Annotated in this window: 26 protein-coding genes; 8 read left to right on the top strand and 18 right to left on the bottom strand. The window is 68.8% G+C overall.

From position 1 onward, the window contains the following. Nucleotides 1-397: 397 nt before the first annotated feature. The 3 genes from KHU32_RS18170 to KHU32_RS18160 all read right to left on the bottom strand — a co-directional run bounded on the left by KHU32_RS18170 (nucleotide 398) and on the right by KHU32_RS18160 (nucleotide 3,360). Nucleotides 398-1,375, bottom strand: coding sequence for a Bug family tripartite tricarboxylate transporter substrate binding protein (locus tag KHU32_RS18170; RefSeq protein WP_249681289.1), 978 nt, complete (start codon nucleotides 1,373-1,375; stop codon nucleotides 398-400). Between the two features lie 92 nt (nucleotides 1,376-1,467). Continuing rightward, complete coding sequence (locus tag KHU32_RS18165) at nucleotides 1,468-2,433, bottom strand: Bug family tripartite tricarboxylate transporter substrate binding protein (RefSeq protein ID WP_213671560.1); 966 nt, start codon at nucleotides 2,431-2,433, stop codon at nucleotides 1,468-1,470. A gap of 63 nt (nucleotides 2,434-2,496) precedes the next feature. Beyond that, nucleotides 2,497-3,360, bottom strand: a complete 864-nt coding sequence (locus tag KHU32_RS18160) for a LysR substrate-binding domain-containing protein (RefSeq protein WP_213671559.1) — start codon at nucleotides 3,358-3,360, stop codon at nucleotides 2,497-2,499. 125 nt (nucleotides 3,361-3,485) lie between these two features. Here KHU32_RS18160 and KHU32_RS18155 point away from each other — a divergent pair, with 125 nt between their 5' ends. The 5 genes from KHU32_RS18155 (at nucleotide 3,486) to KHU32_RS18135 (ending at nucleotide 9,896) form a co-directional block, all read left to right on the top strand. Then, on the top strand, nucleotides 3,486-3,716 hold the full coding sequence (locus tag KHU32_RS18155) for a DUF1127 domain-containing protein (protein ID WP_213671558.1): 231 nt from the start codon (nucleotides 3,486-3,488) through the stop codon (nucleotides 3,714-3,716). A gap of 224 nt (nucleotides 3,717-3,940) precedes the next feature. Beyond that, nucleotides 3,941-4,693, top strand: a complete 753-nt coding sequence (locus tag KHU32_RS18150) for an ImuA family protein (RefSeq protein WP_213671557.1) — start codon at nucleotides 3,941-3,943, stop codon at nucleotides 4,691-4,693. Further along, the gene (locus KHU32_RS18145; RefSeq protein WP_213671556.1) at nucleotides 4,693-6,060 is read left to right on the top strand and encodes a DNA polymerase Y subunit UmuC family protein; all 1,368 of its coding nucleotides are present in this window, start codon (nucleotides 4,693-4,695) and stop codon (nucleotides 6,058-6,060) included. The genes KHU32_RS18150 and KHU32_RS18145 overlap by 1 nt, the downstream gene beginning before the upstream one ends. A 38-nt stretch (nucleotides 6,061-6,098) precedes the next feature. After that, nucleotides 6,099-9,341 (top strand): error-prone DNA polymerase, encoded by a 3,243-nt coding sequence (locus KHU32_RS18140; protein ID WP_347265574.1) that lies wholly within the window; start codon nucleotides 6,099-6,101, stop codon nucleotides 9,339-9,341. A gap of 102 nt (nucleotides 9,342-9,443) precedes the next feature. Further along, a complete protein-coding gene (locus tag KHU32_RS18135; protein ID WP_213671554.1) occupies nucleotides 9,444-9,896 on the top strand; it encodes a hypothetical protein in 453 nt (150 codons plus the stop codon). A 13-nt stretch (nucleotides 9,897-9,909) separates the two neighbouring features. On the opposite strand, the gene KHU32_RS18130 is transcribed toward KHU32_RS18135, so the two are convergent. Continuing rightward, a complete protein-coding gene (locus KHU32_RS18130) occupies nucleotides 9,910-11,250 on the bottom strand; it encodes an MATE family efflux transporter (protein ID WP_213671553.1) in 1,341 nt (446 codons plus the stop codon). After that, entirely contained in the window at nucleotides 11,247-12,479 is a 1,233-nt protein-coding gene (locus tag KHU32_RS18125) for an NAD(P)/FAD-dependent oxidoreductase (RefSeq protein ID WP_213671552.1), read from the bottom strand. The genes KHU32_RS18130 and KHU32_RS18125 overlap by 4 nt, the downstream gene beginning before the upstream one ends. A 90-nt stretch (nucleotides 12,480-12,569) precedes the next feature. On the opposite strand from KHU32_RS18125, the gene KHU32_RS18120 reads away from it, so the two are divergent. From KHU32_RS18120 to KHU32_RS18110, 3 genes are all read left to right on the top strand, one after another. After that, the gene (locus KHU32_RS18120; RefSeq protein WP_213671551.1) at nucleotides 12,570-13,451 is read left to right on the top strand and encodes a TauD/TfdA dioxygenase family protein; all 882 of its coding nucleotides are present in this window, start codon (nucleotides 12,570-12,572) and stop codon (nucleotides 13,449-13,451) included. Next, complete coding sequence (locus KHU32_RS18115; RefSeq protein ID WP_213671550.1) at nucleotides 13,448-14,326, top strand: fumarylacetoacetate hydrolase family protein; 879 nt, start codon at nucleotides 13,448-13,450, stop codon at nucleotides 14,324-14,326. The genes KHU32_RS18120 and KHU32_RS18115 overlap by 4 nt, the downstream gene beginning before the upstream one ends. 83 nt (nucleotides 14,327-14,409) lie before the next feature. After that, the gene (locus KHU32_RS18110) at nucleotides 14,410-15,507 is read left to right on the top strand and encodes an Ldh family oxidoreductase (RefSeq protein WP_213671549.1); all 1,098 of its coding nucleotides are present in this window, start codon (nucleotides 14,410-14,412) and stop codon (nucleotides 15,505-15,507) included. Between the two features lie 15 nt (nucleotides 15,508-15,522). On the opposite strand, the gene KHU32_RS18105 is transcribed toward KHU32_RS18110, so the two are convergent. From KHU32_RS18105 to KHU32_RS18045, 13 genes are all read right to left on the bottom strand, one after another. Continuing rightward, a complete protein-coding gene (locus tag KHU32_RS18105) occupies nucleotides 15,523-16,482 on the bottom strand; it encodes a D-2-hydroxyacid dehydrogenase (protein WP_213671548.1) in 960 nt (319 codons plus the stop codon). A gap of 57 nt (nucleotides 16,483-16,539) precedes the next feature. Then, nucleotides 16,540-16,929, bottom strand: a complete 390-nt coding sequence (locus KHU32_RS18100; protein ID WP_213671547.1) for a nuclear transport factor 2 family protein — start codon at nucleotides 16,927-16,929, stop codon at nucleotides 16,540-16,542. After that, complete coding sequence (locus KHU32_RS18095; RefSeq protein ID WP_213671546.1) at nucleotides 16,911-17,543, bottom strand: UDP binding domain-containing protein; 633 nt, start codon at nucleotides 17,541-17,543, stop codon at nucleotides 16,911-16,913. The genes KHU32_RS18100 and KHU32_RS18095 overlap by 19 nt, the downstream gene beginning before the upstream one ends. A gap of 120 nt (nucleotides 17,544-17,663) precedes the next feature. Next, entirely contained in the window at nucleotides 17,664-18,272 is a 609-nt protein-coding gene (locus KHU32_RS18090) for an XkdF-like putative serine protease domain-containing protein (protein ID WP_213671545.1), read from the bottom strand. A gap of 11 nt (nucleotides 18,273-18,283) precedes the next feature. Further along, entirely contained in the window at nucleotides 18,284-19,057 is a 774-nt protein-coding gene (locus KHU32_RS18085; protein WP_213671544.1) for a tail assembly protein, read from the bottom strand. A 20-nt stretch (nucleotides 19,058-19,077) separates the two neighbouring features. Then, nucleotides 19,078-19,341 (bottom strand): hypothetical protein, encoded by a 264-nt coding sequence (locus KHU32_RS18080; protein ID WP_213671543.1) that lies wholly within the window; start codon nucleotides 19,339-19,341, stop codon nucleotides 19,078-19,080. Nucleotides 19,342-19,599: 258 nt separating this feature from the next. Beyond that, nucleotides 19,600-20,040: a hypothetical protein gene (locus tag KHU32_RS18075; protein WP_213671542.1), complete on the bottom strand. Its 441-nt coding sequence runs from the start codon at nucleotides 20,038-20,040 to the stop codon at nucleotides 19,600-19,602. Nucleotides 20,041-20,074: 34 nt separating this feature from the next. Beyond that, nucleotides 20,075-20,332 (bottom strand): hypothetical protein, encoded by a 258-nt coding sequence (locus tag KHU32_RS18070; RefSeq protein ID WP_213671541.1) that lies wholly within the window; start codon nucleotides 20,330-20,332, stop codon nucleotides 20,075-20,077. 1 nt (nucleotide 20,333) lies between these two features. Next, entirely contained in the window at nucleotides 20,334-20,612 is a 279-nt protein-coding gene (locus KHU32_RS18065; RefSeq protein WP_213671540.1) for a hypothetical protein, read from the bottom strand. Between the two features lie 15 nt (nucleotides 20,613-20,627). Next, a complete protein-coding gene (locus KHU32_RS18060) occupies nucleotides 20,628-20,990 on the bottom strand; it encodes a hypothetical protein (protein ID WP_213671539.1) in 363 nt (120 codons plus the stop codon). Between the two features lie 169 nt (nucleotides 20,991-21,159). Then, nucleotides 21,160-22,695, bottom strand: coding sequence for a hypothetical protein (locus tag KHU32_RS18055; RefSeq protein WP_213671538.1), 1,536 nt, complete (start codon nucleotides 22,693-22,695; stop codon nucleotides 21,160-21,162). 400 nt (nucleotides 22,696-23,095) lie between these two features. Further along, nucleotides 23,096-23,323 carry a hypothetical protein gene (locus KHU32_RS18050; protein ID WP_213671537.1) on the bottom strand — a complete coding sequence of 76 codons (228 nt, stop codon included), beginning with the start codon at nucleotides 23,321-23,323 and terminating at the stop codon, nucleotides 23,096-23,098. Between the two features lie 718 nt (nucleotides 23,324-24,041). Beyond that, nucleotides 24,042-24,602, bottom strand: a complete 561-nt coding sequence (locus tag KHU32_RS18045; protein WP_213671536.1) for a recombinase family protein — start codon at nucleotides 24,600-24,602, stop codon at nucleotides 24,042-24,044. Nucleotides 24,603-24,864: the final 262 nt, after the last annotated feature.

The following is a 24,864-nucleotide window of genomic DNA, read 5'->3' as shown; positions in this document are numbered from 1 at the left end:
CCAGGCCTAAACCCAGCAGCGCCAACCACGCATCCCAATCCAGAAAGATATCCGTCAGTCACCACTCACATGGTATAACCAAACGCGCACATTTCTCTGCATCAACAGATTTAACTGTGAAACAACAACCCTCGCCCGACCGGAGACCGGTCGGATCAGGTACCCCCTCTCTTTCGAGTGAGAGCGGCTTCCACCGCTGAAGGACGGACACCCTAGCTAAACCAGCCAAGGCAGTCAAGGCCCTCAGGGAAGAAACCCCGCCGCAGGAGCATCGCCCTGCGGTGAAGCGGCTTTTATGGCCCCATCACCAAACTGTAAACACCCTTTTCCCATTTTCACCGCATACCCTCCATGCATCACTCAACACTTGCGCGAATCACGGAGACAGGGAGGCGCCTCAGCTGTCGACGCGGATGTTGTTGTCCGTGATCACGCGGCCCCATTTGGTGATCTCCGCCTCCATGAAGCGGCGGCACTCCTCGGGCGTGCTGCCCACCACGTCGCAGCCCTGCTCCTCGATCCGGGACTTCACCGCGGGCTCGTTGAGGACCTTCACCATCGCCTCGTTCATCTGACGCACCAGCGTGTCCGGCGTCCCCGCGCGGCCCAGCAGTGCCCACCAGGTCGGCGCCTCGAAGCTGCCGAAGCCCTGCTGGGCGAAGCTCCGCGTATTGGGGACGTGCCGGCTCTCGGTGCGCGTCGACACACCGAGCGGCCGCAACACGCCCGAGCGGAAATGCTGGCTCACGATCACGACATTGGTCATGAACAGCTTCACATGGCCGGCCACGACGTCCTGCACGGCAGGGCCGCCGCCGCGATACGGCACATGGACCATGCGGAACCCGCCCTCCTGCTGAAGCAGGGTGGTGGCAACATGCGCGAGCCCCCCGACGCCCGAGGTGGCGTAGTTCAGGGTCTCCGGCGCTGCCTTGGCGGCCGCCACGACCTCCTGGAAGTCGCGATAGGGCGTGGACTGGTGCGCGACCATCGCCAGCGGACCGGACGCCACGTGGCAGACCGGTACGAAGGCCTCCATTGTGCGGAAGGGCAGCCGCATCACCGTCTCGTTGGTGGCCTGGGTGTCGTAGACGAAGACCCAGGTGCTGCCGTCATCCGGCGCACGCGAGGCCTCGATCGCGCCCGTCGCCCCCGAGGCCCCTCCCCGGTTGTCGATGATGACCGGCCGTCCCAACACCTCGGCCAGGCGTGGCTGATAGATGCGCGCGATGGTGTCGACCGACCCGCCGGGAGCCCAGGGCACGATCAGGCGGATCGGGCGATCCGGGAAACCCGCCCCGAGGCTCTGGCCACGGAGATAGCTCGGCGCCGCGAGCATGCCGCCCGCGAAGCCCAGGAATACGCGACGGTCCATCTGTCAGACCTCCCTGTCTTTATTTTTAACCACTTTATTTTTGGACGCTCAGTAAGTCAGTTGCCGCGCTGAAGCGGCACGGGCAAGGCGTTTCAGCTCTCGGCCCGGATATTGTTGGCGCGGATGACATCGCCCCACTTGGTGATCTCGTTGCGAATGAAGGCCGTCGTCTCGGCCGGCGAGCTCGCGACGATATCCGCCCCCTGCTCCGCCATTCGGGTCTGGACCTGGGCCTCCGACAGCACCTGCTTCAACGCCGCCTGGAAGCGGTTCGTGATCGCCTCGGGGATGCCCGCCGGGCCCACCATCACCCAGTAGGTGAGCGCCTCGAAGCCCGGGAAGCCCTGCGAGGCGAAGGTCGGCACGTTCGGCAGGAAGCTGCTCGGCTGCGCGCTCGAGACGCCAAGGGGCATCAGCCGCCCCTCGCGGATGTGCTGCAGGATGATGACGATGTTCGACATGAACAGCGGCACGTGGCCCGCCAGCGCGTCCTGGAGGGCAGGCCCGCCGCCACGATAGGGCACGTGGCTGATCTTGAAGTCGCCGCGCTGTTGCAGCAGCACCGTCGCGATATGCGCCAGCGAACCCACGCCGGTGGTGGCGTAGCTCAGCGTATCGGGGGCGGCCTTCGCGGCCTCGATCATCTGGGCGAGTGAGCGGAAGGGCGTCCCGGGATGGGCGGTCATCGCATAGGGGCAGGTGCCCAGCAGCGAGCAGAAGGTGAAGGCCTCCATCACGCGGTAGGGCAGGTTCATCAGCGTGTCGTTGCTGGCCAGGGTGTCATTCGCCAGCAGCCAGGTATGGCCGTCGGGCGCCGAGCGCGCCGTCTCGCTCGACCCCACGGAGCCCGAGGCACCGGCGCGGTTGTCGATGATGACCGGCTTGCCCAGGATCTCCTGCAGGCGGGGCTGCACGATGCGCGCGACGGTGTCGTTCGAGCCGCCCGGCGGATAGGGCACGATGATCCGAACCGGCCGATCGGGCCAGGATTGGGCATAGACCGGCGCCGCCAGCGTCGGGACAGCCAGAATTGAGCCCAGAGCGGCGCGGCGATACATCGGATCTTCTCCCTCGTTATTGCCCACCAAAACATCGTTGGGGCATCCACTCAAGGGTACTTCTCAGGAAGTCTGTGCGAAACCTTGCCGGATCGCCTCAGAAAGCGCCTCCGCGCCCGCCGAGGTCGCGAGCTCCCCGACCGCGAGCATGATGCCCATCTCGGGCAGCTCCGGCAGTCCATCGGCCTCGCCGAGCCAGCTGAGGCCCGGCGGCAGGCGCGTCGGCGTCGAGATGGTGACCGCCAGCCCCGCCAGGGCCACCGCGAAGCAGCCGGACTGGGTCGTGCTGTTGTAGGTGACGCGCACGCGCCGGCCCTCGCGGCCCAGGGCCTCCAGCGCCGCGCGGCGCCAGGTGCAGCCGGGATGGGCGGCCGCCAGGGGCAGCGGATCGCGCCGGTGCAGCGTCCCGCCCTGCGGGCCGACCCAGCGCAGCGGGCCGCGCCACACCTCCTCCTGCCCCGGATAATTCTGCCCCTCCGTGAGCAGCGCCATGTCGAGATGACCATGGGCAAGGCGCTGGGCGAGCTCCTCGGAGCTCATGCACAGCACATCGACCTCGATCCCGGGATAGGCCTCGCCAAAGCGGGCCAGGATGCCGGGCAGCCATTGCAGCGCGTAGTCGTCGGGGCTGCCCAGGCGCACCTGGCCGGTGATGGCCGGGGCGCGGAAGGTGGTGATGATCTCCTCGTTGAGCGCGAGCAGGGTTCGCGCGCGCTCCAGCAGCCAGGCTCCCTTGGAGGTGGTTTCGAGCCCGCGCGGGCCGCGGCGCAGCAGCTCCTCGCCCAGCACCTCCTCGAGGCGTCGCATCTGCATGGAAACGGCGGATTGGGTGCGGCCGACCCGCTCGGCCGCACGGGTGACGCTGCGCCCCTCCGCAACGAGCACGAAGCTTCGGAGAAGTTCAGGGTCGAGGCCTGCGGGGAGCATGGGACCGGCAACATCACAAAAACTGATGGGGAAAGTCAATAATAGTCGTTTGAGTTATTCATTGTGCGCTGCAACCCTGCTGATGCGCGCCAAATCCGGCGCGTCATCATCAAAGGAAATGCATCATGTCCGCCGCCCAGTTCCTCTCCCCCACCGCATCCAGGCTGAGCGCCGGATCCGAGGGCCGGAAGGTTGGCATTCTGTGGCTGGAGCAGCTCTCGCGATTCTGGCGCGCCTATGAGACGCGCCAACATCTCGCGGCGCTGGACGAACATATGCTGCGCGACATCGGCGTCACCGCGACGCAGGCCCGCTACGAAACCATGCGCAGGCCGTGGGACATCACGGGCTGTTGATCTCTCCGCGCCGATAGACGGCAAGGCAGGGGCCCGGCCTTTCCCGAGGTGAGGTCCCTGCCTCATTCACTGTTTGACGTTCCGCCCCGGCGGACCTTGCCGAGACGGGCGAAGTCCTCTTCCCCGTCTCGGCCGCATCCCCAGGCTTCCGCACCCTCCATTTCAGCTTGACCTCATGCGCCCCTGGAAATAGAACATATAGAGAACATTTGCCGTATCCCCCCATGTCCGCCGAAGCCCCCCTCCCCGATCCGACCGACCGCGCAGCCCTCCTCGCCGGATTGCGGGCGCGGATCGCGCGGCTCGATCCGGGACTCGCGGGCATGGCGGGCCGTGCCACCCTGCCGCTCTCGCCGGAACTGGACGGGCACCTGCCGTGGAACGGCCTCCCGCTCGCCGGATTGCATGAGGTGCTCTCAGCCGAGCCGGGGGCCGCGATCGGCTTCTCCGCCCTGCTGCTGGCCCGCGCCCAGGCCGCCCTGCCCGGCCGCTCCGTTCTCTGGATCGCGCCCGAGCCCGATGCCTATCCGCCCGGCCTCGCCCGCCTCGGCCTCTCGGCGGCGAGCCTCATCCTTGTCCGCGCGCCGCGTCCGGCCGATGCGCTCTGGGCGGCCGAGGAAGGGCTGCGCTGCCCGGCCATCGGCGCGGCCCTGCTCTTCGGCGCCGCGCCGGATCTGACCGCGGCCCGGCGCCTCCAGCTCGCCGCCGAGACGGGCGGCGGAATCGGCCTGCTGCTGCGCGCGGATGACGAGAATCCCGGCCCGACGGCCGCCCTCACCCGCTGGCGGCTCTCCGCCCGCCCCTCGCCCGAGGCCGGCCCGCATCATCTCGGGGAGCCCGGCTGGGAAATCGCGCTGCTGCGGGCCCGCGGCGGGAGGCCGGGCAACTGGATCGGCGAATGGGATGCCGCCCGCGGCGAGTTGCGGACCCTGGCCCCCGTCCAGGCCTCCGCCCCCGGGAAGAAACGGCGGGCCTGATGGGCAGCCGGCGCTTCGCCCGCACGCCCTCCCTGCCGCTTTTCGAGGGCGGATTGCCTTGTGCGGCCCCGTCCCTGCCCGCGCCGAAGGAAGCCCTGGCCGCCAGCGGACGCCGCTTCCTCATGCTGCATGGCGAAGGCCTGGCCACCGAGCGACCGGCTGTCTGGGCGCTCCGCTTCTCGCCGCTCGTGGGCATCTGGCGCGAAGAAGGGCTGCTCCTCGAGACCACCGGCCTGCCGGACCGCGAGCCCGAGCTGCTGCGCCGGATCCTGCACGCCTTCGATAAGGCCGGCGCGGCGGCGCGTGGGCTGCTGGGCGGCGCGCCGGCCGCCCTGGCCGCCCTGCTCCGCGCCGGCACGGCCTCGCAGGTCCTGACCCCGGCGCAGGAAGAGGCTGCCCGGCCCCGCCTGCCCGTCACCGCCCTGGCCTTGCCGGCCGCCATGATCCCGGCCCTGCATCGCCTCGGCCTGCGGGACGTCGCCGCGCTGGAGGCACAGCCGCGCGGCCCCCTTGCCCGGCGCTTCGGCTCGGCCATCGCCGAGGAACTGGCCGCTCTGCGCGGGTGGATCGCGCCCTTCACCCCCGTCCGCCCGCCGCCCCGCCATGTCCAGGCCCGCGAATACCTCTCGCCGCTCTGCACCGGGCCGGCGCTCGAGCGGGCGATCGGCATGCTCGCCGACCGGCTTTGCGCCGGCCTGCTGGAATCCGGCGAGGGCGTCCGGGCGCTGCGGTTGACGGCCTTCCGCGGCGACGGCTCCTGGCAGGAGCTCCGTCAGGGCCTGGGCCAGGCGAGCCGCGACCCCGCGCATCTGCGCCGCCTGCTGGACCGCCGCGTCGAGGAGCTGCGGCCGGAGCTGGGCTTCGAGAAACTGATCCTCGGCGCCGAGGTGACGGAGGCGCTGCACGCCCGCCAGGCCGGCCTGCCCGGCGAGGAAACGCCGAAGGAGGCCCTCTCCGAATTGCTCGACCGCCTGGCCCAGCGCCTCCGCATCTGGCGGCTGGCGCCGCGGGAATCGCATTGGCCGGAGCGTGCGGTGCGGCGCGCCGATGCCTTCGGGCCGATCGCCGAGGCCCCGGCCGCCCGCCGGCCGCTGCGGCTGCTGCGTCGGCCCATCCCGATCACGGCGAGTGCCCTCCTGCCGGATGATCCGCCCTTCCAGATCGTGATCGGCAAGCGGGTGGAGCGCGTGGTCTCGGCCGAGGGGCCGGAGCGCATCGAGCCCGAATGGTGGCGCCCGCCGGAGGAACGCCCGCCGCGCGACTACTACCGGGTGCAGCTCGCCTCCGGTGCGCGCTGGTGGGTCTGCCGGCGCGGCGTGGTTGGAGAGGTCGAGGCGCAATGGTTCGTCCACGGCTTCCTCCCGTGACGATCCTGGCTCTTCCTGCCCGGCGACGCTCCAGGGCGGTGGCATCCACCCGCGGCTCGGTCTTCGGCGAGCTCGGCGCGCTGTCCAACTTCACCTTCCTCGAAGGCGCCTCGCACCCGCATGAGCTCGCCATGACCGCGGCGCTGCATGGGCATCGCGTGCTGGGCATCGCCGACCGCAACTCCATGGCCGGCCTCGTGCGTGGCTGGGTGGACTGCCAGCGGGCCGTCGAGGAGTTGAAGACACAGGGAGTGGAGACGGAGCTGCGCTTCCTCGCAGGCGTGCGGCTCTGCCTGACCGACGGCAGCGAATATCTCGCCTGGCCGACCGACCGTGCCGCCTGGGGCCGCCTCTGCCTCCTGCTCTCGACCGCGCGCATGGAGGCACCCAAGGGCGAATGCCCCCTCACACCCGAGCAGATGCATGCGGCGATGGAAGGACCGGGAGGGGGAACTGTACTGGCGCGGATGGCGCCGGAGGTGCCCGACCAGGAATTCGCCACGCGCCACGCGCGCGAAGCGCGGATGCTGCGCCAGCACCTGGCCTTGCCGCTGCTGCTCGCTGCGCAGACGCGCGCGCGCGGCGCCGACCGGCGCCGGCTGGACCTGCTGGCCCAGCTGCCGGAGGCGCGGCTGATCGCGGCGGGCGGCGTGCGCTACCACGTGCCGGAGCGCCGGCGGCTCGCCGACGTGCTGAGCGCCATCCGCCTCGGCCGCCCCGTGGACGAACTCGGCTTCGCCGCCGAGCCCAATGGCGAGGCCTGCCTCAAGCCCGAGGCGGAGATGCGCCGCCTCTTCAAGGGGCACGAGGACGCCATCGACCGCGTGGCCGAGGTGGAGGCCGCCTGCCGCTTCGACCTGCGGCAGCTGCACTACGAATACCCGGAGGAGATCCTCGATCCCGGCCGCACCCCGCAAGAGACGCTGGAGGCGCGCGTCCGTGAGGCGGCGCCGCAGATGTGGCCCGAGGGCGTGCCGCCGGCGGTGCAGGCACAGCTCGACAAGGAGCTCGGGATCATCGGCAAGCTCGGCTACGCCTCCTATTTCCTGACGGTCAGCGAGATCGTCCGCTACGCGCGCGCCAATGGCATCCTCTGTCAGGGGCGCGGCTCGGCAGCCAATTCCGCGGTCTGCTACGCGCTTGGCGTCACCTCGCTCAATCCCGGCACCTACCAGCTGCTCTTCGAGCGCTTCATCAGCGAGGAGCGCGGCGAGCCGCCCGATATCGACGTCGATTTCGAGCATGAGCGGCGCGAGGAGGTCATCCAGCACATCTACGAGCATTATGGCCGCCATCGCGCCGCCATCGCCGCCACGGTGATCCGCTATCGCAGCCGCAGCGCCATTCGCGAGGTGGGCAAGGCCCTCGGCCTCGAGGAGGAGGCGACGGCCTTCATGGCCAAGGCCGCCGGTTCGCCGGGCAATGAATCGAGCTGGGAGGAGATCGCCGAGGCCCGCGGGCTCGACCTCTCGAATCCGCGCGTGAAGCTGGCCTGCGAGCTGACGGACGAGATCAGGAATTTCCCCCGCCACCTCGCGACGCATGTGGGCGGCTTCGTCCTCACGCGCGGGCCGCTGACCGAGTTCTGCGTCGTCACCCGCGCGGCGATGGAGAACCGTCACACCATCGAATGGGACAAGGACGACATCGACGCGATGAAGATGCTGAAGGTCGATGTGCTCGGCCTCGGCATGCTGAGCTGCATCCGCCGCGCGCTGGATCTCGTCGGCATGAAGGCGATGACGGAGATCCCGCAGAAGGACGAGGCGACCTACGAGATGCTGTGCCGCGGCGAGAGCCTCGGCGTCTTCCAGGTGGAGAGCCGCGCGCAGATGAACATGCTGCCGCGCCTCAAGCCGCGCGAGTTCTACGACCTGGTGGTGGAGGTCGCGATCGTGCGGCCCGGCCCCATCCAGGGCGACATGGTGCATCCCTATCTGCGCCGCCGGAATGGCGAGGAGCCGGTCGATATCCCGAAAGGGCTGGAGGATGTGCTCGGCAAGACCAAGGGGGTGCCGCTCTTCCAGGAGCAGGCGATGCGCATCGCCATGGAGGGAGCCGGTTTTTCCGCCTCGCGCGCCGACGAGCTGCGCCGGGCCATGGCCACCTTCAAGCACACGGGCGACGTGCCGAAGTTCAAGCCCGACTTCATCGCAGGCATGCTCGCCAATGGACACAGCCAGGAATTCGCCGAGCGCTGCTTCAAGCAACTCGAGGGCTTCAGCTCCTACGGCTTCCCGGAAAGCCACGCGGCCAGCTTCGCGCTGCTGGTCTATCTCTCCGCCTGGCTGAAATGCCATCGCCTGACGGCCTTCACCTGCGCGCTGCTGAACAGCCAGCCCATGGGTTTCTACGCCCCGGCCCAGATCGTCCGCGAGGCGCGCGATAACGGCGTGCAGGTGCGCCCGATCGACGTCACGATCAGCGCCTGGGATTCCACGCAGGAAGAGATCCCCGGATCGGACCAGCCGCCCGGCCACAGGCGACGCCACGCCCTCCGCCTCGGCCTGCGCCTCGTCAGCGGCCTGTCCGAGGACACCGCCGATCGCCTCATCGCCGCCCGCCCCTTCGTTAGCCTGCGCGACATGGTTCTCCGCGCGCGGCTCGACCGACGCAGCGTGGAGCGCCTCGCCGAGGCGAATGCGCTGCGCGGCCTCGGCCTCGACCGGCGCGCGGCCATGTGGGAGGCCGCCGCCGTCGAGCGCGAGGTGCCGCTGGAGGCGCCCATCGCCGAGCCCCAGGCCGCGCTGCCCCGCGCCACGGCCGGCGAGCAGGTGGTGCTGGATTATGTCGGCACCGGCCTCAGCCTGCGGCCGCATCCGCTGACCCTGCTGCGCCCGGTGCTCGCCCGGCTGCTCGCCGTCAGCACCGCGGAATTCGCGGCGGCACGGGCGGGCGCCTGGCTGCGCGTGGCGGGCCTGGTGCTGGTGCGGCAGCATCCGGGCAGCGCCAAGGGCGTGATCTTCTTCACCATCGAGGACGAGCACGGCGTGGCCAACCTCGTGCTCTTCCGCCAGGTCTCGCAGCGCTACCGGTCCGAGGTGGTGGGCGCGCGCCTCGTCATCGCCGAGGGCCGGATGGAGCGCGGGCCGGGGCATGTGCCCATCCTGCATCTCGTGGTGCGCAAGCTCGAGGATCATTCAGGCCTGCTGGATGGGCTGCATCTGCTCGACCTCGATCCCCAGAACCGGGTCGTCATGCCCTCGGCCGAGGTTCCGCCGGCCGCCTCCCCGCCGCGCGGTCAGCCGGCCCTGCGCCAGCGGAGCCGGGATTTCCACTGAGGCCTCATTGGCCCGCAGGAGAAGTAAATGATCAGCGGCTCAATATAAATTTGCGACTCATTCGCAATTGCACTAAAAGCTCCGGACACCGGAGGTACTTCCATGGCGACTCGCGGCCTGCCCGCCTGGCCCCATCTCGGGCACGATTCAGACGCTTTGCCGGAGGCCGAACGCCTGCTGCTGGACGCAGCGCGCGCCTGGGCAGCCGAGGGGCCCGCCGGCCCCATGGCGGAAGCGGCCCTCATCCTGGCCTCGGCCGGAACGGAGGGTGCGGCGCTGATGCTCGATCCGCTGCTCCGCTGCCTGCCGACGCTGCATCTCGCCGGGCCGCTCTGGCCCCATGTCACCGAGAGCGAGTCCGCCCTGCTTCTGGCGGTCGGCGCCGCGCAGCAGGGCTCGCGCAGCCTGGCCCTCGGCCTGCTGCACCGGCTGGCCCCGCCGCTCACCGCCTATCGGGCGCTGCCACTGCTCGTCGGCCTCGCCTGCGCGCTCAAGCGCAGCGGCCAGGTCCTCGCCACCGCCCTCGAGCCCTCCCGCCTGCCTCGGGGAATGTGACGCCCCCGGCCCTTCAGGCCTTCGGTCCCCAGACGCCGGGCCGGACCGCGATCGCCGTCAGCAGGCCGTAGGAGGTGACGCCCAGCGCGACGGCCAGGAACTGCCCGTCCATGCCCAGGCCCAGCACATCGCCCAGCAGCCAGCCGCCGCCCACCGCGATGCCGAGGCGCGAGAGGCCGGCCGCCACCGGATAGCCCATCCGCCCGGCGCCCATCGCCGCGAAATACATCGCCATGCCGAGGCCGAAGCCGCCGAAGGCCGGGCCGATGAAGATCAGCGCGCGCGCTGCGATCAGCGCTACCTCGACGTCCGATGCAAAGAGGTTCGCGAAGGTCAGGGGGAAGAGCGCCACGCTCAGGCCGATCGAGGAACAGATGCCAAGCGCCATGAAGCCGCCCACCCAGGCCGTGCGCCGCGCCGTCTCCCAGTCGCCCTGCCCCACGGAGCGGCCGACCAGCGCCGTCAGCGCCGAGCCCACGCCGAAGGCCAGCGGGATCATCATGAATTCCAGCCGCGCCGAGACGCCATAGGCCGCCACAGCTACCGGCCCGTAGCTCGCCAGCCGCGCCGTCACCAGGATGGTCGCCATGTTCGCGACGAAGGCGAGGCAGCAGGCGACGGCGCCGACCGCGAGGATGCGCCGGAACAGCGCCCAGCGCAGCGTCACGCGGAGGTCCAGCTTGAAGCCCGCCGCGCCGGAGAAGACCACCTTGGCCATGACCACCGCCGCGACCCAGTAGCAGATCGCGAAGCCGAGCCCGATGCCCATGAGGCCCATGCCCAGCGGCTCGGCGAAAATGAAGGCGAGGATGGGATAGAAGATCCAGGCGAAGTTCAGCACCCGCGCCGCCAGGGCGTGCTTGCCCGCCCCTCGCAGGATGGAGGCCAGCGTATTGGCCACCCAGGCCGGGACGGCGCCCAGGCCGAACAAGGCTATGGAATAGGGGATCGCGGCGGCCGCCGCCTCCGGCCCGCCGATCAGCGGCAGCACCACGCCCGGCAGGATCGCCAGCACGACCACAAACATGGCCGAGAAGCCCAGCGCGATGAGCAGCGCATGGACCGCCAGCGCCGAGGCCTCGTCCTCCCTCTTCGCGCCCAGAGCCCGCGCGATCGCCGAGACCACGCCGCCGCCCATGGCTCCCGCCGACATCTGGCCGAGCAGCAGCGAGAAGGGCAGCACGATCGCCCAGCCCGCCAGGGCCGTGCGGCCGAGGCGGGCGGCGATCACCGTCTCGATGAGCAGCGCCGCCACCTGCAGCGCTGAGAGCAGCGTCGTCGGCGCGGCCAGGGCCAGGATGCGCCTGCCGAGCTCGCCAGGGGTGGGACGAAGTGTTCCGATCACGGCGCTCATGCGAAACGCTCCACGCCAAAGGGTGTCAGGTCAGTATTGGAGGCCGGCCCCAGCAGGGCCGCGGCCAGCAGTGCGCCGGTCGGCGCCGAGCCGGTGAGGCCGAGATGGCCATGCCCGAAGGCACAACAGAGGCCGGGCCAGGCCTTCACCGGCCCGAGCACCGGCAGGCTGTCCGGCAGGCAGGGGCGATGGCCCATCCAGTGCGGGCGCTGCTCGCGCGTATCGGCCTGCGGATAGACCTTCGCGAGATCCTCCAGCAGCAGCGCCGAGCGCTCCGGCGTGGGCGGCATCTCGGTGCCGCCGAACTCGACGGAGCCCGCCACGCGCAGCCCCTCCTCCATCGGCGTGATGAAGACCTTCCGGTCCGCGGGGATGATGGGCCGGCGCGGCATCACGCCGGGGTTGGGCAGCATGACGTGATAGCCGCGCTGGCTCTCCAGCGGCACCTTGATGCCGAGCGGCGCCAGCAGCGCTGCCGACCAGGCTCCGGCCGCAAGCACGGTGTGATCCGCCTCGAAGGGCGCGCCGTCGATCATCGCGCCGGTGACGCGGTGGTTCTCCGTCCTCAGCGCCGTGACGGTGCCGCGCCGGATCGTCCCGCCCAGCCTTTCGACACCGCGCGCGACCACCTGCGCCTGACGCAGCGGGTTCACCGAATGCCCCTGCCCCGGCAGGAAGATACCGGTGCCATAGGCCTCGGAGACCTCAGGCTCGAGCTCCAGCACCTCGCCACGGTCGAGCACCCGCATCTCGAGCCCATGCGCGCGGCGCAGCGCCCATGCCGCGTCGTCCTTCGCGGCATGGGCGCGGTCCCGATAGAGATAGAGCTGGCCCTGGTGCGAGATGAGGTCGGCCGCGCCCTCAGTCTCCAGGATCTCGAGATGCCGGTCTTCCGCGCCATGCAGCAGCACGGCGAGCGCCTGCGCGATTTCCTGCACGCGCTCCGGCCGGGCCGCGAGCACGAAACGCCAGAGCCATGGAAAGGCGGTCGGCCAGTAGCGCGCGGGGATATGCAGCGCACCCTTGGGATCGAACAGCATCTTCGGCACGTCGCGCAGCACGCCCGGCATCGCCAGCGGCGCGACAGAGCCCGCGGAGATCGCGCCCGCATTGCCGGAGGAGGTGCCCTCGCCCGGCCCGGCACGGTCCACGACCGTCACCTCGGCTCCCGCCCGCGCGAGATACCAGGCGGTGCAGAGGCCGACGATTCCGGCGCCGACGACCAACACTCTTGGTCTAGGATGCATTCGTGAACGTTCCAGCAAGTTGACTATACAACACAGTGCTCGGATGATCTCGTCAACCAGGGGAAATGAACGATGCGGATCGCGCCGAACAACAGCGGGCTGGGCGCCCGCATCCTCGATCTCGACCTGTTGAAGCCGCTGTCACCGGCGGATTTCCGCGATGTCCTGCGCGCGCTCGGCCAATACGGCGTGCTCTGCTTTCCGCAGCAGGATCTCGATGCCGCGCAGCTTGCCGATTATGGGAAGCGCTTCGGTTCGCTCGAGGTGAACGTCGCGAACATGTTCTTCGCGCCCGGCTTTCCCGAAGTCATGATCCTGTCCAACAAGCGCGACGCCGAGGGAAAGCCGATCGGCCTCAACGATGCCGGCCAGGGCTGGCACACCGACATGAGCTATTCGCACGACATCGCGCTCGCCAATGTCCTGCACGCGAAGGAAGTGCCGCTGCGCGATGGCCGGCCGCTCGGCGACACGCAGTTCCGCAACCAGCACGCCGCCTATGACGACCTTCCGGCCGAGGTGAAGGAACGCCTGGAGGGCAAGGTTGCCATCCACGACTTCCAGAAATTCTGGGACATGATGCGCATCCGCCCCGGCTCGATCCGCCCGCCCCTCACCGACGCGCAGCGCGCGAAGAAGCCGCCGGTCCGCCAGCCGATCTTCCGGGACCATCCGATCACCGGCAAGCGCGTCCTCTACTGCAATCCCGGCTACGCCATGCACATCGAGGGGATGGAGAAGGACGAGAGCGACGCCATGCTCGACTATCTCTTCCGCCACCAGACACAAGCAAAATACCTGCACAGCCATGCCTGGACCCCGGGCGACGTGCTGATGTGGGACAATATCGGCACCACCCACAACGCCATGGCCGATTACGGGCCGGACGAGCCCCGCTTCATCCTGCGCGTGCAGGTAATGGCGAGCCTGGACTACGCGGCGCTCGCGGCATGAGGCTCGCGACGCTGAAGGACGGCCGCCTCGCCGGCGTGCTAGATGAGGCGCTCGTGCCTCTGGCGGCGGCGCTGGATGCGGCGGGCGGGAACGGCACCGCCCTGCCCCGCGACATGATCGCGCTGCTGGCGGACGAAGCCGCGATGACGGAGGCCGCGCGTGCCCTGGCCTTCGCCGCCCGGCCAGAGCAGGCGAAGCTGCGCCTGCCGCTGGACGAGGCGCTGCTCGACGCACCGCTGCGTCCGGGCAAGATCATCGGCGTCGGCCGCAACTACGGCGCGCATGCCAGCGAGGTCGGCGGGCCGAAGCTGGAGGCGCCCAAGCTCTTCCTGAAGCCAACCTCCACCGTCTGCGGCCCCGGCACGAACGTCGCCATCCCCCGCGCCGTCACCAAGCCGGACTGGGAGGTGGAGCTCGCCGTCGTCATCGGCGCGCCGGCCTTCGAGGTGGAGGAGCGACGGGCGCTGGAGCACGTCGCCGGCTACACCATCCTCAACGACATCTCGGCGCGTGAATTCCAGTTCGACGTGCCGCTGGCCATGACCAGCTTCGCCAAGGGCCTGCAGGATTTCTGCCCGATCGGCCCCTGGATCGTGACCGCCGATGCGCTGGGCGAGCCCTGGGCGCTGGACATCGCCTGCACCCTCAACGGCGAGGAGGTGCAGCACGGCAATACGCGCGAGCTCCTCTTCTCCGTCCCCGCGCTGATCGCCTATGTCTCCCGCTTCATGCGGCTGGACACGGGCGACGTGATCGCGACCGGCACGCCGTCCGGTTCCGGTCATTTCCGCGACCCGCCGCGCTACCTGCGCAGCGGCGACCAGCTGGAGCTGACGGTGGAGCGCATCGGCACGCTGCGGCACGGGATCGCATAGCGCGCTCCCGAGGGGATGACGCGCGCGCCCGGCCATGTCTTGATTCTCTTCGAAACGACGAACGAATTCGGCCGAGGGAAGAGATGAACGCCACGCACGACTCCGTCAGGGCCCAGATCCTGTCCATCCTGACGGCGTGGGGCAGCCCGCCGCAGAATGCCGAGACGACCGCCGAGGTCATGGTCGAGACCGACCTGATGGGCGTCGACAGCCACGGCATCTCCATGCTCATGGCCTATGAGGAGATGCTGAAGCTCGGCCAGCTCCGCATCGCCGGCCAGCCGCGCGTGGTGCGCGATTTCGCGGCGACGGCGCTGGTGGACGGTGCGGACGGCCTCGGCCACCCCGCGGCCGTGATGGCCATGAAGCTCGCTGTCGAGAAGGCGAAGACCTTCGGCGTCGGCGCCGTCGGCGTGGTGAACAGCCATCATTTCGGCGCGGCCGGCTATTACGCGCGCATCGCCTCCGATGCGGGGGTGATCGGCATGGTCACCTCGTCGACGCGCGGCATCCTGATGGTGCCGACCCGCGCCTCGGAGCCGGTGCTGGGCACCAACCCCATCGCCTTCGCCGCCCCCGCCGGCCCCGGGCACAAGCCGGTGGTGCTGGACATGGCGACCACCACGGTCGCGGGCAACAAGGTCAAGGTCTACCACCTCAACGACAAGCCACTGCCCGAGGGCTGGGTGCAGGACGAGGCAGGCCGACCGGTCACCGATTCACACGTCGCCAACGACTATGTCTTCAAGCGCAAGGAAGGCGGCATCACCCCCGTCGGCGGGCCGGAATCGCTGGGCGGACACAAGGGCTACGGCCTCGCGCTGATGGCGCATATCCTCGGCGGCACGCTGGTCGGCGCCAGCTTCTCGCCGCTGCGCAACAAGTCGCAGAGGCCGGACGACCCGAACAACATCGGCCACTTCATGCTGGCGGTGGATCCGCGCGCCTATCGCGACATGGAGGAGTACACGACCGACCTCGACGCGGTGATCGACGTGCTGCACGGCACCGCGCCGACCGATCCCGCCAAACCCGTCCTGCTGCCGGGCGAGCCCGAGGAATTTTCCCGCGCGAAGCGGATGGCCGAGGGCATTCCCGTCCCCGAGAGCCTGCAGAAGCTGATCCGTGCCATCGCGGAACGCGCCGGTGTTCCCTACGTGCTCAAGGACGCCGAAGGTTGAGCGGAAGCGCCCGGGCTAATAGCCCGCGGCGCGATCCACCACCGCGAGCATCGGTCGCCCGTCCAGGAAGCGGCCGAGATTCTCGACGAAGAGCTTCGCGACCGCCTTGTCGCGCTCCGCATGCATGCCGCCGACATGCGGGATCACCTTGATGCCCTTGGTGGTCCAGAAGGGATCGCTCACCGGCAGCGGCTCCTGCCGGAAGACGTCCAACAGCGCGCCGGCGATCTTCCCCTGCTGGACGGCGGCGATCAGATCGGCATCGACGATGGCCTGGCCGCGCCCGAAGTTCAGCAGCCAGGCGGTGGGCTTCATCTTCGCCAGACGCTCGGCATTGATGAAATTCTCCGTCTCCGCCGTGGCGGGCAGCAGCAGGACCACGAAGTCCGACCGCGCCAGCACCTCGTCCGTCCGCTCGGGCGGCAGCACCTCCGCGACGCCCTCGACTGGCACCGGGTTCCGGCGGGTGCCCAGCACCTCCATCCGCAGCGCCGAGGCGAGCTTCGCGAGCTCCTGCCCGATGGCGCCGAGGCCGAGGATGCCCAGCGTCTTGCCGTTCAGCGAGACGGGCACGCGGCGGGCCCAGCGGCTCTCCTTCTGCGCCTCGGCGGCCTCGGCATAGGGCTTGGTCAGGTGGAACAGGGCGCCGAGGATGTTCTCCGGCATGGAATCGCCATGCGTGCCGCGGGCGCTGGTGAGGAGGAGGCCCGGCGGCAAGTCCGGCAGCGCCAGCCAGCCCTCCACGCCCGCCATCAGCGCCTGGGCCCAGCGCAGCTTCGGCATCCGGGGCAGCACGCCTTCCGGCGCCACCCAGCCGAGCATCGCCTCCGTCCCGGCCAGTTGCTCCTCGCTCGGCATCTGCTGGCGTGGCAGCGTCTCGACCAGGACGCGCGGCGCAAGGCCGGCGGCCTCGATCGCCTCGACATAGGCGGCGGGCGTATCGGTCCAGAGAAGGAGGCGCGTGCGGTTGGACATGGAGGTTCTCCCTTTCCCGGCGAGGCTATCGCCGGAAGAGAGCCCCTCCAAGCCGGGTTACTTCATGTCGACGTGAAAGCTCTTGCTGACGATCTTCCAGCCTTCGGAGGTCTTCAGCAGCAGCAGGTAGTCGGTGAAGTAGCGCGGCGGGATGCAGCAGTTCAGCTTCACGCAGGCGGCATCCTCGCCCGCCATGTCGATGGCCAGGATGCGGTCCTCGCGGGTGAAGCCCTGCGCGCTCGGCTTCGGGCGCGAGGCGATGCGCGACAGCCATTCCTCGCGCGGCAGATCGGCCACCACGCCGTCCGTCACGCTGTAGAGGTGCGAGACGGGATGGAAGGCCTGCGCGATCTTGGCGCCGTCGCCCTCGTAGAGGCCGTCGAGATAGGTGCGCACCACCGCCTCGATGGCGGCGAGGGCGGGAAGGCTCATGTGACCGTCGGGCATGGGAACATTTCCTCTTGGCGGCGCAGGAGGCCGCGGGTGTCGATGATGCGGCGCCCGGCGAGGGCGGCCGTGGAAAGCCGCGCGAAGGCGCTGTGGTCCGTCAGTACCAGAAGCACCCCTTCGGTTTCCAGCGCAGCGTCCAGCGTCAGAAGCGGCGCGTCCAGCCCCTCCGGCGGCGCGTCCAGATAAGGCTCGACCGCCACGACCCGGCCGGGATGGCGCCGCGCCAGCTCGCTGGCGATTTCCAGCGCCGGGCTCTCGCGCAGGTCCCCCACGTCGCCCTTGAAGGCGAGGCCCAGGCAGATGACGCGCTCGCCGGTCGCGCAGAGCGCCGAGGCCTGCTCCAGCACGGCGGCCCGCTTGGTCGCATCCACCGCGCGCGCCGCGGGGATCAGCCGCGCCACCTCCGGCGCGCCCTGCGCAAGGAACCAGGGATCGACCGCGATGCAGTGCCCGCCCACGCCGGGGCCGGGCCTGAGGATCTCGACGCGCGGGTGCCGGTTGGCGAGCTCGATCATGCGCCAGACATCGATGCCGTGCCGCGCCGCGATCATCGAGAGTTCGTTGGCCAGGGCGATGTTCACGTCCCGGAAGGCGTTCTCGGACAGTTTCACCCTCTCGGACAATCCCACGAAACCCAGGAAAACCGTGCCTTTCAACGGACCCGCTCCATCACTACGGAGCCGGCAAATGGAGCAGTTTGTCCAGCGGATATTGCGCTTCCCTGCCCGGGGTCACACGAAATAGCGGTTGGCGTGTCCTGCCTCGGGCTGGGTCACGCTGCCACGCAGAATGACATGCCGGTGACCGTTCATCTCGTTGGTCCACCCCTTCACGATCTTCCCCTCTTCATCGAACAGCACCAGAAAGGCATGGCGGTGGCTCTGGGTGGCCTCGGTCGTGCCCACGTGGTCGCGAAGGATGTTCACCTCCACGTCCATCTGCATGGGCGTGACGATGGCCTGGAACGAGAAGCCGTTCAGCTCGCCTCGGTCCACCTTTTCCAGCAGCTCGGGAGTGAGCTGCACGCCCAGGACCCAGGCGCCTTCGTCGTAGTCCGGGTCGCCGGCTCGTGCGATGAAGCTCTCCACGGGGTAGGCCCCGTTCGGCACGTTGTCGTGGTTGGTGTCGATCAGCTTGGACAGGTCCAGACGCATGGCCTTGTGCGCTATCTCCTCGATATCCTCGGCGAACATGAACTCGCCATGGCTGTCCAGGCGCAGCGGCGAATACACCTGCCCGTAGACGATGCCGCGTAGGTGATCGGTCTTTCGCACCTGAACGAAGGTGGTGCGGCGATGGCGGCGGGCCGTTGCAACCGGTTTCAGATTTTCGTTGGTCATGTCGATCACCTTCAGGCCACTCGGGTCCAACCGGGGAAGGCCGCTAACCATTCATCCACGGGGTCGGGCGTGTTGCTGCCGGTGCCGAAGTCGTAGGGGTTCATGCCGGCGGCGATCACCGAGGAGCCGACCAGACAGTCGCCGTAGGGGATGGGGATGGCGCCGCCCTGATCCACCACGTTCACGGGGTTCTGGAACATGAAGGACGCCCGCTGGTCGGGCGCCTCGCGGTCGCTGGCGGCCGGGGCCTTGGCCTGGGGCGAGAGGAGCTGTGACACGCCGCCCAGGGCCATCATGGCGCCCAGGCCGACGATCTGGCCGTAGGTGACGCCGAGGGCGGTCCCGGCAAGGCCAGGAACGGTGCTGCTGAGGCCGCCAGCGCCCGCCGAGAAAGCCCCCCCCGCACCTGCCGTCGCGATGGTGGCCGCCACCAGGACCACGCCCAGGACGATCTTCACCGCACCACCGCGTCCGCCACCGGCCCCCTTGACCACGGGGATGATGTGGAAGACGGCATCGTTGCCGATGGCCTGCCAGGGCTTGCGCGTGTCGTCGCCCTCGGCGATGGCCACCTGCCGCTTCGGGCTCGCGAGGATGCAGCGATACCACCCCTCGCCCAGCGTCTTCTGGAAGCCCGGCACCTGAGTGCAGAGCGCCATCAGCGCCTCGCGCGGAGAGGCCGCCATGAGGTTGAATTCCTCCTGCTTCACGATGCGCTTGATGCGACCGTGTAGGACCACCTTCCGCATCTGCATCATGGGATCGGCGTAGATCGTCTCGGACATGCGCCCCTCCCCTCAGCCCCTCAGCCCCAGCGGTAGCGAAGGTGATTCGATTCCTTACCGCCCTGCACGACATAGGCGGGAGCGGCCGGCAAGGTGATCGTGGAGCCCTCGTAGAGCTGGAGCGGGTCCGGGAGCTTGTCCGACTTGGTGTCGCTGGGCACGAGGGCAGAACTCCACACATGGAAGTTCCCCTTGCACGCCATGATCGTCAGGCGCTTCCGGCCGCCCGGACACGTAAGCAGGGCGGTGGCCTTGCCGATCAGCTCGTCGGTATGGCGGGGCATGGTGTTACCTCTATGGGTTGTTCGGCGGACTTCAAACTGGTCGGAATCGCTCATCGCAACCGGCCGGAAAGGTCCTTTCCAGGCCGGCTCGACGCGAATGGAACGGCGGATTTTCTGTCCCGTGCGGGGACGCGGGCCTCGGCGGATTGATCGCACACCGACCGGCCGAGAAGCGGGAAGTGGAAGGGGATGCCGCCGCTACTCGGCACCCCCTACGGACCGGCCAGGGAGGGCAGAGACCCGGCCGGCCCGATCTTGTCAGGCGCGGTAGCGGACGCCCATGGCAGCGCCGCTGAGCCACGAGAAGGGCGCTTCGTCCTTGGTGGCCACGGTGACCTTCAGATTCGGATGGAACACGGCCGGTGCCTGGATGCGTTCGGTCTTGGTCACAGCGTCGGACGCGATCAGCTCGGCGAGACGGCGCCGAATGTCATCGGGAGCCGCCTGGAGGCGCTGGGCGAAGCTGCCGTCCATCATGACCGGGGCGAGGCCGGAAGCCTTGTAAGCGGTAACGATCAAGCCGAGCAGTTCCATCTCGGGGAGCGTGTGCCGGTCGGCCCAGCCCTTCGCGGCGCTGGGCAGCCGGTCCATCCGGCGCTGCTGATCGGCCTTCTGGGCTTCGGCCTTTTGGCGGTCGGTCTGCGCCTCCAGTGTGGGCATGAAGCTACCGGAGGCGGTGATTGTGTGAATGGTGGGCATGGGAGCCTCCTGTGTGTGGCGGGGACGGGATGGATCATGCGGCGGCGCGGCGGGGCCGGGGCTCGGCGAAGCCCAGGTCCACCTCAGAGAGCCGGAGGGCTCCTACGCGGCGCAGGCCCTCGCGGAGGAGCTGGCCGGAAGTCATGGACCTCTCGGAAGCGAAGCGACGGATAGCCACGACCACATCGTGGGGGAGCACAATCGCCGGGAGGCTTGCGTAGCGCTGCTCGCCTTCGGCGTCCGGCTGGGCGGCGGACAGGACGCGGAGAGGCTTTTGCTGGGTTGGGGTCATGTCAGGTCCTCCTAGGGCTGCGCCGGGTCAGCCGGGCGTGGGGCGTGAGGCCGGTGAAGGCCGCCCTACGGGACGGCGGTGTGGGCACCGTGGGCCGGGTGGGCTTCGTGGCCGGCCGGCTCTGCTCCCGGGCCGTCTTCGGAATGGGGATGTTCAGCGCCCTCAGGGCTTCCCGCATCAACTCGGAGACCGTCAGATTGCGCGCGCGGGCGGCATCCATGACGGCATCAAACACCTCGGGGCGGAGGCCAGTGCTGACGCTGTGGAATCTCTCGGCCATGGGAGCATCGCCGGGTCAGTGGGCAGCGGGAACGGTGGTGCGGGTCCGCATGCGGGCGGGCCGCGAAGGTTCGGTAGGCACGGTGAAGGACGGCGGGGAGGATGGGGTCGGCGGCGGCAGCGCGGCAGCCAGCCTCCGGATGTCCTCCGGGGTTACCGGAACCTTGGCCAGCAACTCGGCGGGCAGTTCGGCGGGTAGCGCGCGGGGGCGGCCGGAGCGACGTGGGCTCCGCGCCACGGGCGCCCCGACCGAAGCAAGCCCCTCGCGCACCAGCCGCGAAAGCGACAGGCCGCGCTCATCCGAAAAAGAAAGCACCGCCGCATGCTCTGCCAACGTGAGTCGAGCAACGATCAAACGATTTTTTACGCTATCGACCATATCCAACCTCCTAACGTCTAAATGTGAAGCACAATATGAAATAAATGAAATTCTGCAACCGGGTTCAATCTGGAAATGACCAAGATTCGTGAGCATTTACGCATGTATGGCCCACCACGTCATCAGGCCTTTACTATGTTATACAGATACAGACTTCTTCCTTTACTTTTCAGGCAGCGCGGGCGGCCCGAACGGCGGTAAGGTCAATCACATCCGCGCTGGCGGGCCGGCTCGGTGGCAAGCCTCTACGGTCGGGGCCGACATCGGCAGCCCTGGACTGGGCATGTTCGGCGGCGGCAGCCCTCGCCCTGGCATATTCGGCTTCCCTGCGAGCTTCGTATTCCCTTCGGGCCTCGGCCTCGGCCTCGGCCTCGGCAGACCTGGCCCTGACTTCGCGGGCGGCGCGGGCGGCCTCGCGGGCAGGTCGGCCGGCGATCCAAGCCGCACGGTCGGCGGCCCACTCCTCGCGCTCGGCGTCGGTGCGCGCCCAGCTCAGGGGCCGCATCCACATGGGGCAGCGTTGGTCTGGCTCGGCGGGCGGCGCCTGCCATCCCATCTTCCGAACGAATTCGGCCATGCCCGGGGAGGTGAACAGGGCGCCCCGGGTGAAGTCGCGCTGCTCCCGCGTCAGCAGTGCCGAGGCCCGGCGCCGGAGGTCGTGCATCATGTTGAACCTCCGGACGCCCGGGTGGTTCAACAGCTCATCGGCAAGGTCGGGGTCGTGCAAGTCGATGCCAGCTTGATGCAGGCGCGAGGTCTGCACTCGGATGTCCTGGTCCAGCTGGCAGACGGTGAAGACGGCCTTTGTCAGATAGATGCGCGCCAGCTTCTCCCGCCGAGTTGCCGAAAGCGCCGCCCCCTCCCCGTCCGTCCACTTCTTCACGCTGGCGAGGAACGCGGGATAGCGCTCTTTCCAGGCGGCCAGGACGGGTGCGGGGATGCTCTTGATCCAGTCGTTCGCGACATAACTGGGGTCCAGCGTTGTCACCGTGCTGGCAGGAGCGGCGGCCGGGAGCCGCTTGCCTAGAAGGGCTTCCTCGACCGTCCATTTGCCCCGATGGATACGCTGGTAAACCAGGGGGTATGGCTGGCCCATGTCGTCGCACCACGCTGCGAGCGGGCGCGGCTCCCGGCCGAAGGCCGTGACCGTGACTGTGCAGCCCCGGTTGCGGGTTTGCTCCGCATTGGTCGCCCAGCGGACGTTGCCGGGGGCGTATCGGCCGCTCCGGTCGATGCAATCGGTGGAGTAGCCGGGGCCGGGCATCTCCCCCATGACCAGGAGGTAGCCTTTGAGGGTGCGGAGGTCGGGATGGATGACGATGCTCCTGTCCCGCCGCGCCTTCGCCTTCAGGGCCTCGTGGCGCTTGTGCTCCTCGGGGAACTCGCGCTCCAGCTCGGTCGTCCGCATGGTGCAGACCCTCGCCATAAAGGCCGGATCATGCGGAGAGGGCGACGCGACATCTTCATTTGTGAAAACCGGTGTTAGGGACACCTTCATCGGCGCCTCCGCGTCACCCGGAAACCCATAGGAATCCGCCATCTGTGCGGGCGACGCGACATCTTCATCGGCGCCCGACGCGAAGATGCGCGTCGCCCTGTCTTGCGCAGTGACGGGCGCGCCGACGGGCGTGATGCGGCGGCTCCACGCCGTGGGCTGGAGGTGTTCGGCAGCCGGCGAGCCGGGCGTGTTGGATGGGTCGGGCATGCCGCCGGACTCCTCATGCCGCGCCACCGATCACAAGCGCCTCGGCAGCGTGGCGCACGCAAGTTGGTTGGATGCGCGCCGCCGAGAAAGCGACCGCGCATACCGGGTAGTCTGGGGGTCCGAGGACTTCTTTCCGTGCGCATGGCCTCGGAGCTGGTGCGCAAGTGCCACCGGTTAGGCGCCGGATGAACTCCGGCCGGTGGCTTCGCCTTCGTGGGCATCCCTTTGCGGTGATGCGCTGGCACGATGTATAACGGTTTTCCGTCAACCGCAATACATTAAGCCAAAATTCTCACGAGAAAGCGCCTGACAAAGAATCCTTGCGCCATTAGCCCCCTGTTGCCGGAGGAATTGCACTCTACGCAGCAGGAAGGGCCATCAGTACAATGGCCGACCAAGCTCACCCAGGGAGCAGCCGGAGCTTCGCCAGCAGGAAGATCACCGGCCAGAACACCAGGAAGCACCAGAGGGTCGCCCAGTAGGCGGCGGGGGCGTGCTCGCGGCACGCGATCATGTGTTCGGTAAATTCGGTGTCGTCGGTCACCACCATGAGGCGGAAGGTCTGCCACCCCGCGAACAGGTGGAGGGCGATGCCGATGATGGCGAGGGCGGCGGTGGTCGTGGTCATCCCTGGTCCCTTTTGGGCGCCGTAGCCGTAGCTCAAAACGAACGACGATCATCGCGGCGCCGAGACGTAGAGCATACGGCTAGCCGACAGGTGCGCAACCCGAGAAATGCCATCAACATATTGAATTTAAACGATATATAGACAGCATCTCCGCCACCCACAAATCCGGTTCCGATCCCTGCAACCGGTTGCATGGAGGCTGATGCGGCGGTGCTGGGGGACGACGGACGGGGCTCCTTGTCGGTGGCTCGGCGCTGCCCGCAGGTGCCGCAGCTTCGAGGTTCATGCCCGGTCAATTGATGAGATAGAGGGCTGATCGGAAACGGAATCTGCCGCTAACCTGCACCGAAGAATTCGGAGGCCGGCGTGCGGGTATTGAAAGTTGTCCCCGGAGTTCTGCTCTTGATGCTCGCGGCGTGCGCGGTGCCCGTCCCCCAAGAGACCTCGCCGGGGTCTCCGCTCCCCAGCGGCGGTTTCTACGTCTGCTAGGGGCGCGACTTCGCCGGGCGCTGCGCGGACTGACGGCCCGCCTCGCGCAATTGTGTCCACTGGAATGGCCTGGACAACCGCAACACCGAGGGGCGACCCCAGCCCTTCGTCCCCTGCGATCAAGTGCCGAGGCGGATGCGCTCGGTGTCGCCGATCTTCCAGACCATTGATGCCGAACGCGCCGCTGCGGGGCTACCGGCAATCGAATAGGCGGGCCGGCGGCGCTCTGTCAGCCCCTAGGACCGATGATGCGATAGACGCTGGACCGACCGAGGCCGAGCTGCTCCGCGATGGCGTCGGCGCCCAGGCCCTCGGCCTTAAGCTTCAGCACCTCATCGGTCTTCCGCCTGGCGGTCGGGGCGCGGCCCTTATAGAGCCCTTCGGCCTTCGCCTTAGCGATGCCCTCCCGCTGCCGTTCCAGCATGAGGCCCCGTTCAAACTCGGCCACGGCGCCGAGCATGGTCAGCATGAGCTTGCCGGTCGGCGTGCCCGTGTCCACCGTCTGCCCGCCCATGGACAGGACGCGGAGCGCCACGCCCTTGGCCTCCAGGCGGTCGATGATGGTGAGCAGGTCGGCGACGGAACGGGCAAGGCGGTCAGGCTTGGCAACCACGAGGACATCCCCCTCCCGCACGAAATCCAGAGCGGCTTCAAGCTGCGGCCGGCGGGCGACGGAGGAGACCCGCTCCGCGAAGAGCTTGGTGCAGCCGGCAGCAGCCAACTCGCGCTCCTGGCCCGCCAGCCCGGCTTCCTGCTCCGCTGTTGAAGTCCGCGCATACCCGACGATCATGTGCCCAGCCCTTATTTTTGGCACACACATTGTGGGACATGATATCCCAAAACGTCAATGCAATTCATGTGGGATATTTTTAGGGGGTCCGGGAAAGTCCCCCATGGGCATGATCCATTGGGACAGGGCAGTTATCGCTGCAATTAGGCGCCGTGTTGCTGCGGCGAGGTTCGGCTGAGGATTATCCCAAAGCAGACCAGACGAGACAGTGGTCCGTTGGACCGGGCCAATTGCGGGGCTTGATCGGGTGGCGCATCGTCGG

This window comes from Roseococcus pinisoli (genome assembly GCF_018413645.1).
Classification (GTDB): domain Bacteria; phylum Pseudomonadota; class Alphaproteobacteria; order Acetobacterales; family Acetobacteraceae; genus Roseococcus; species Roseococcus pinisoli.
This window is presented reverse-complemented; position numbering and strand designations above follow the sequence as displayed.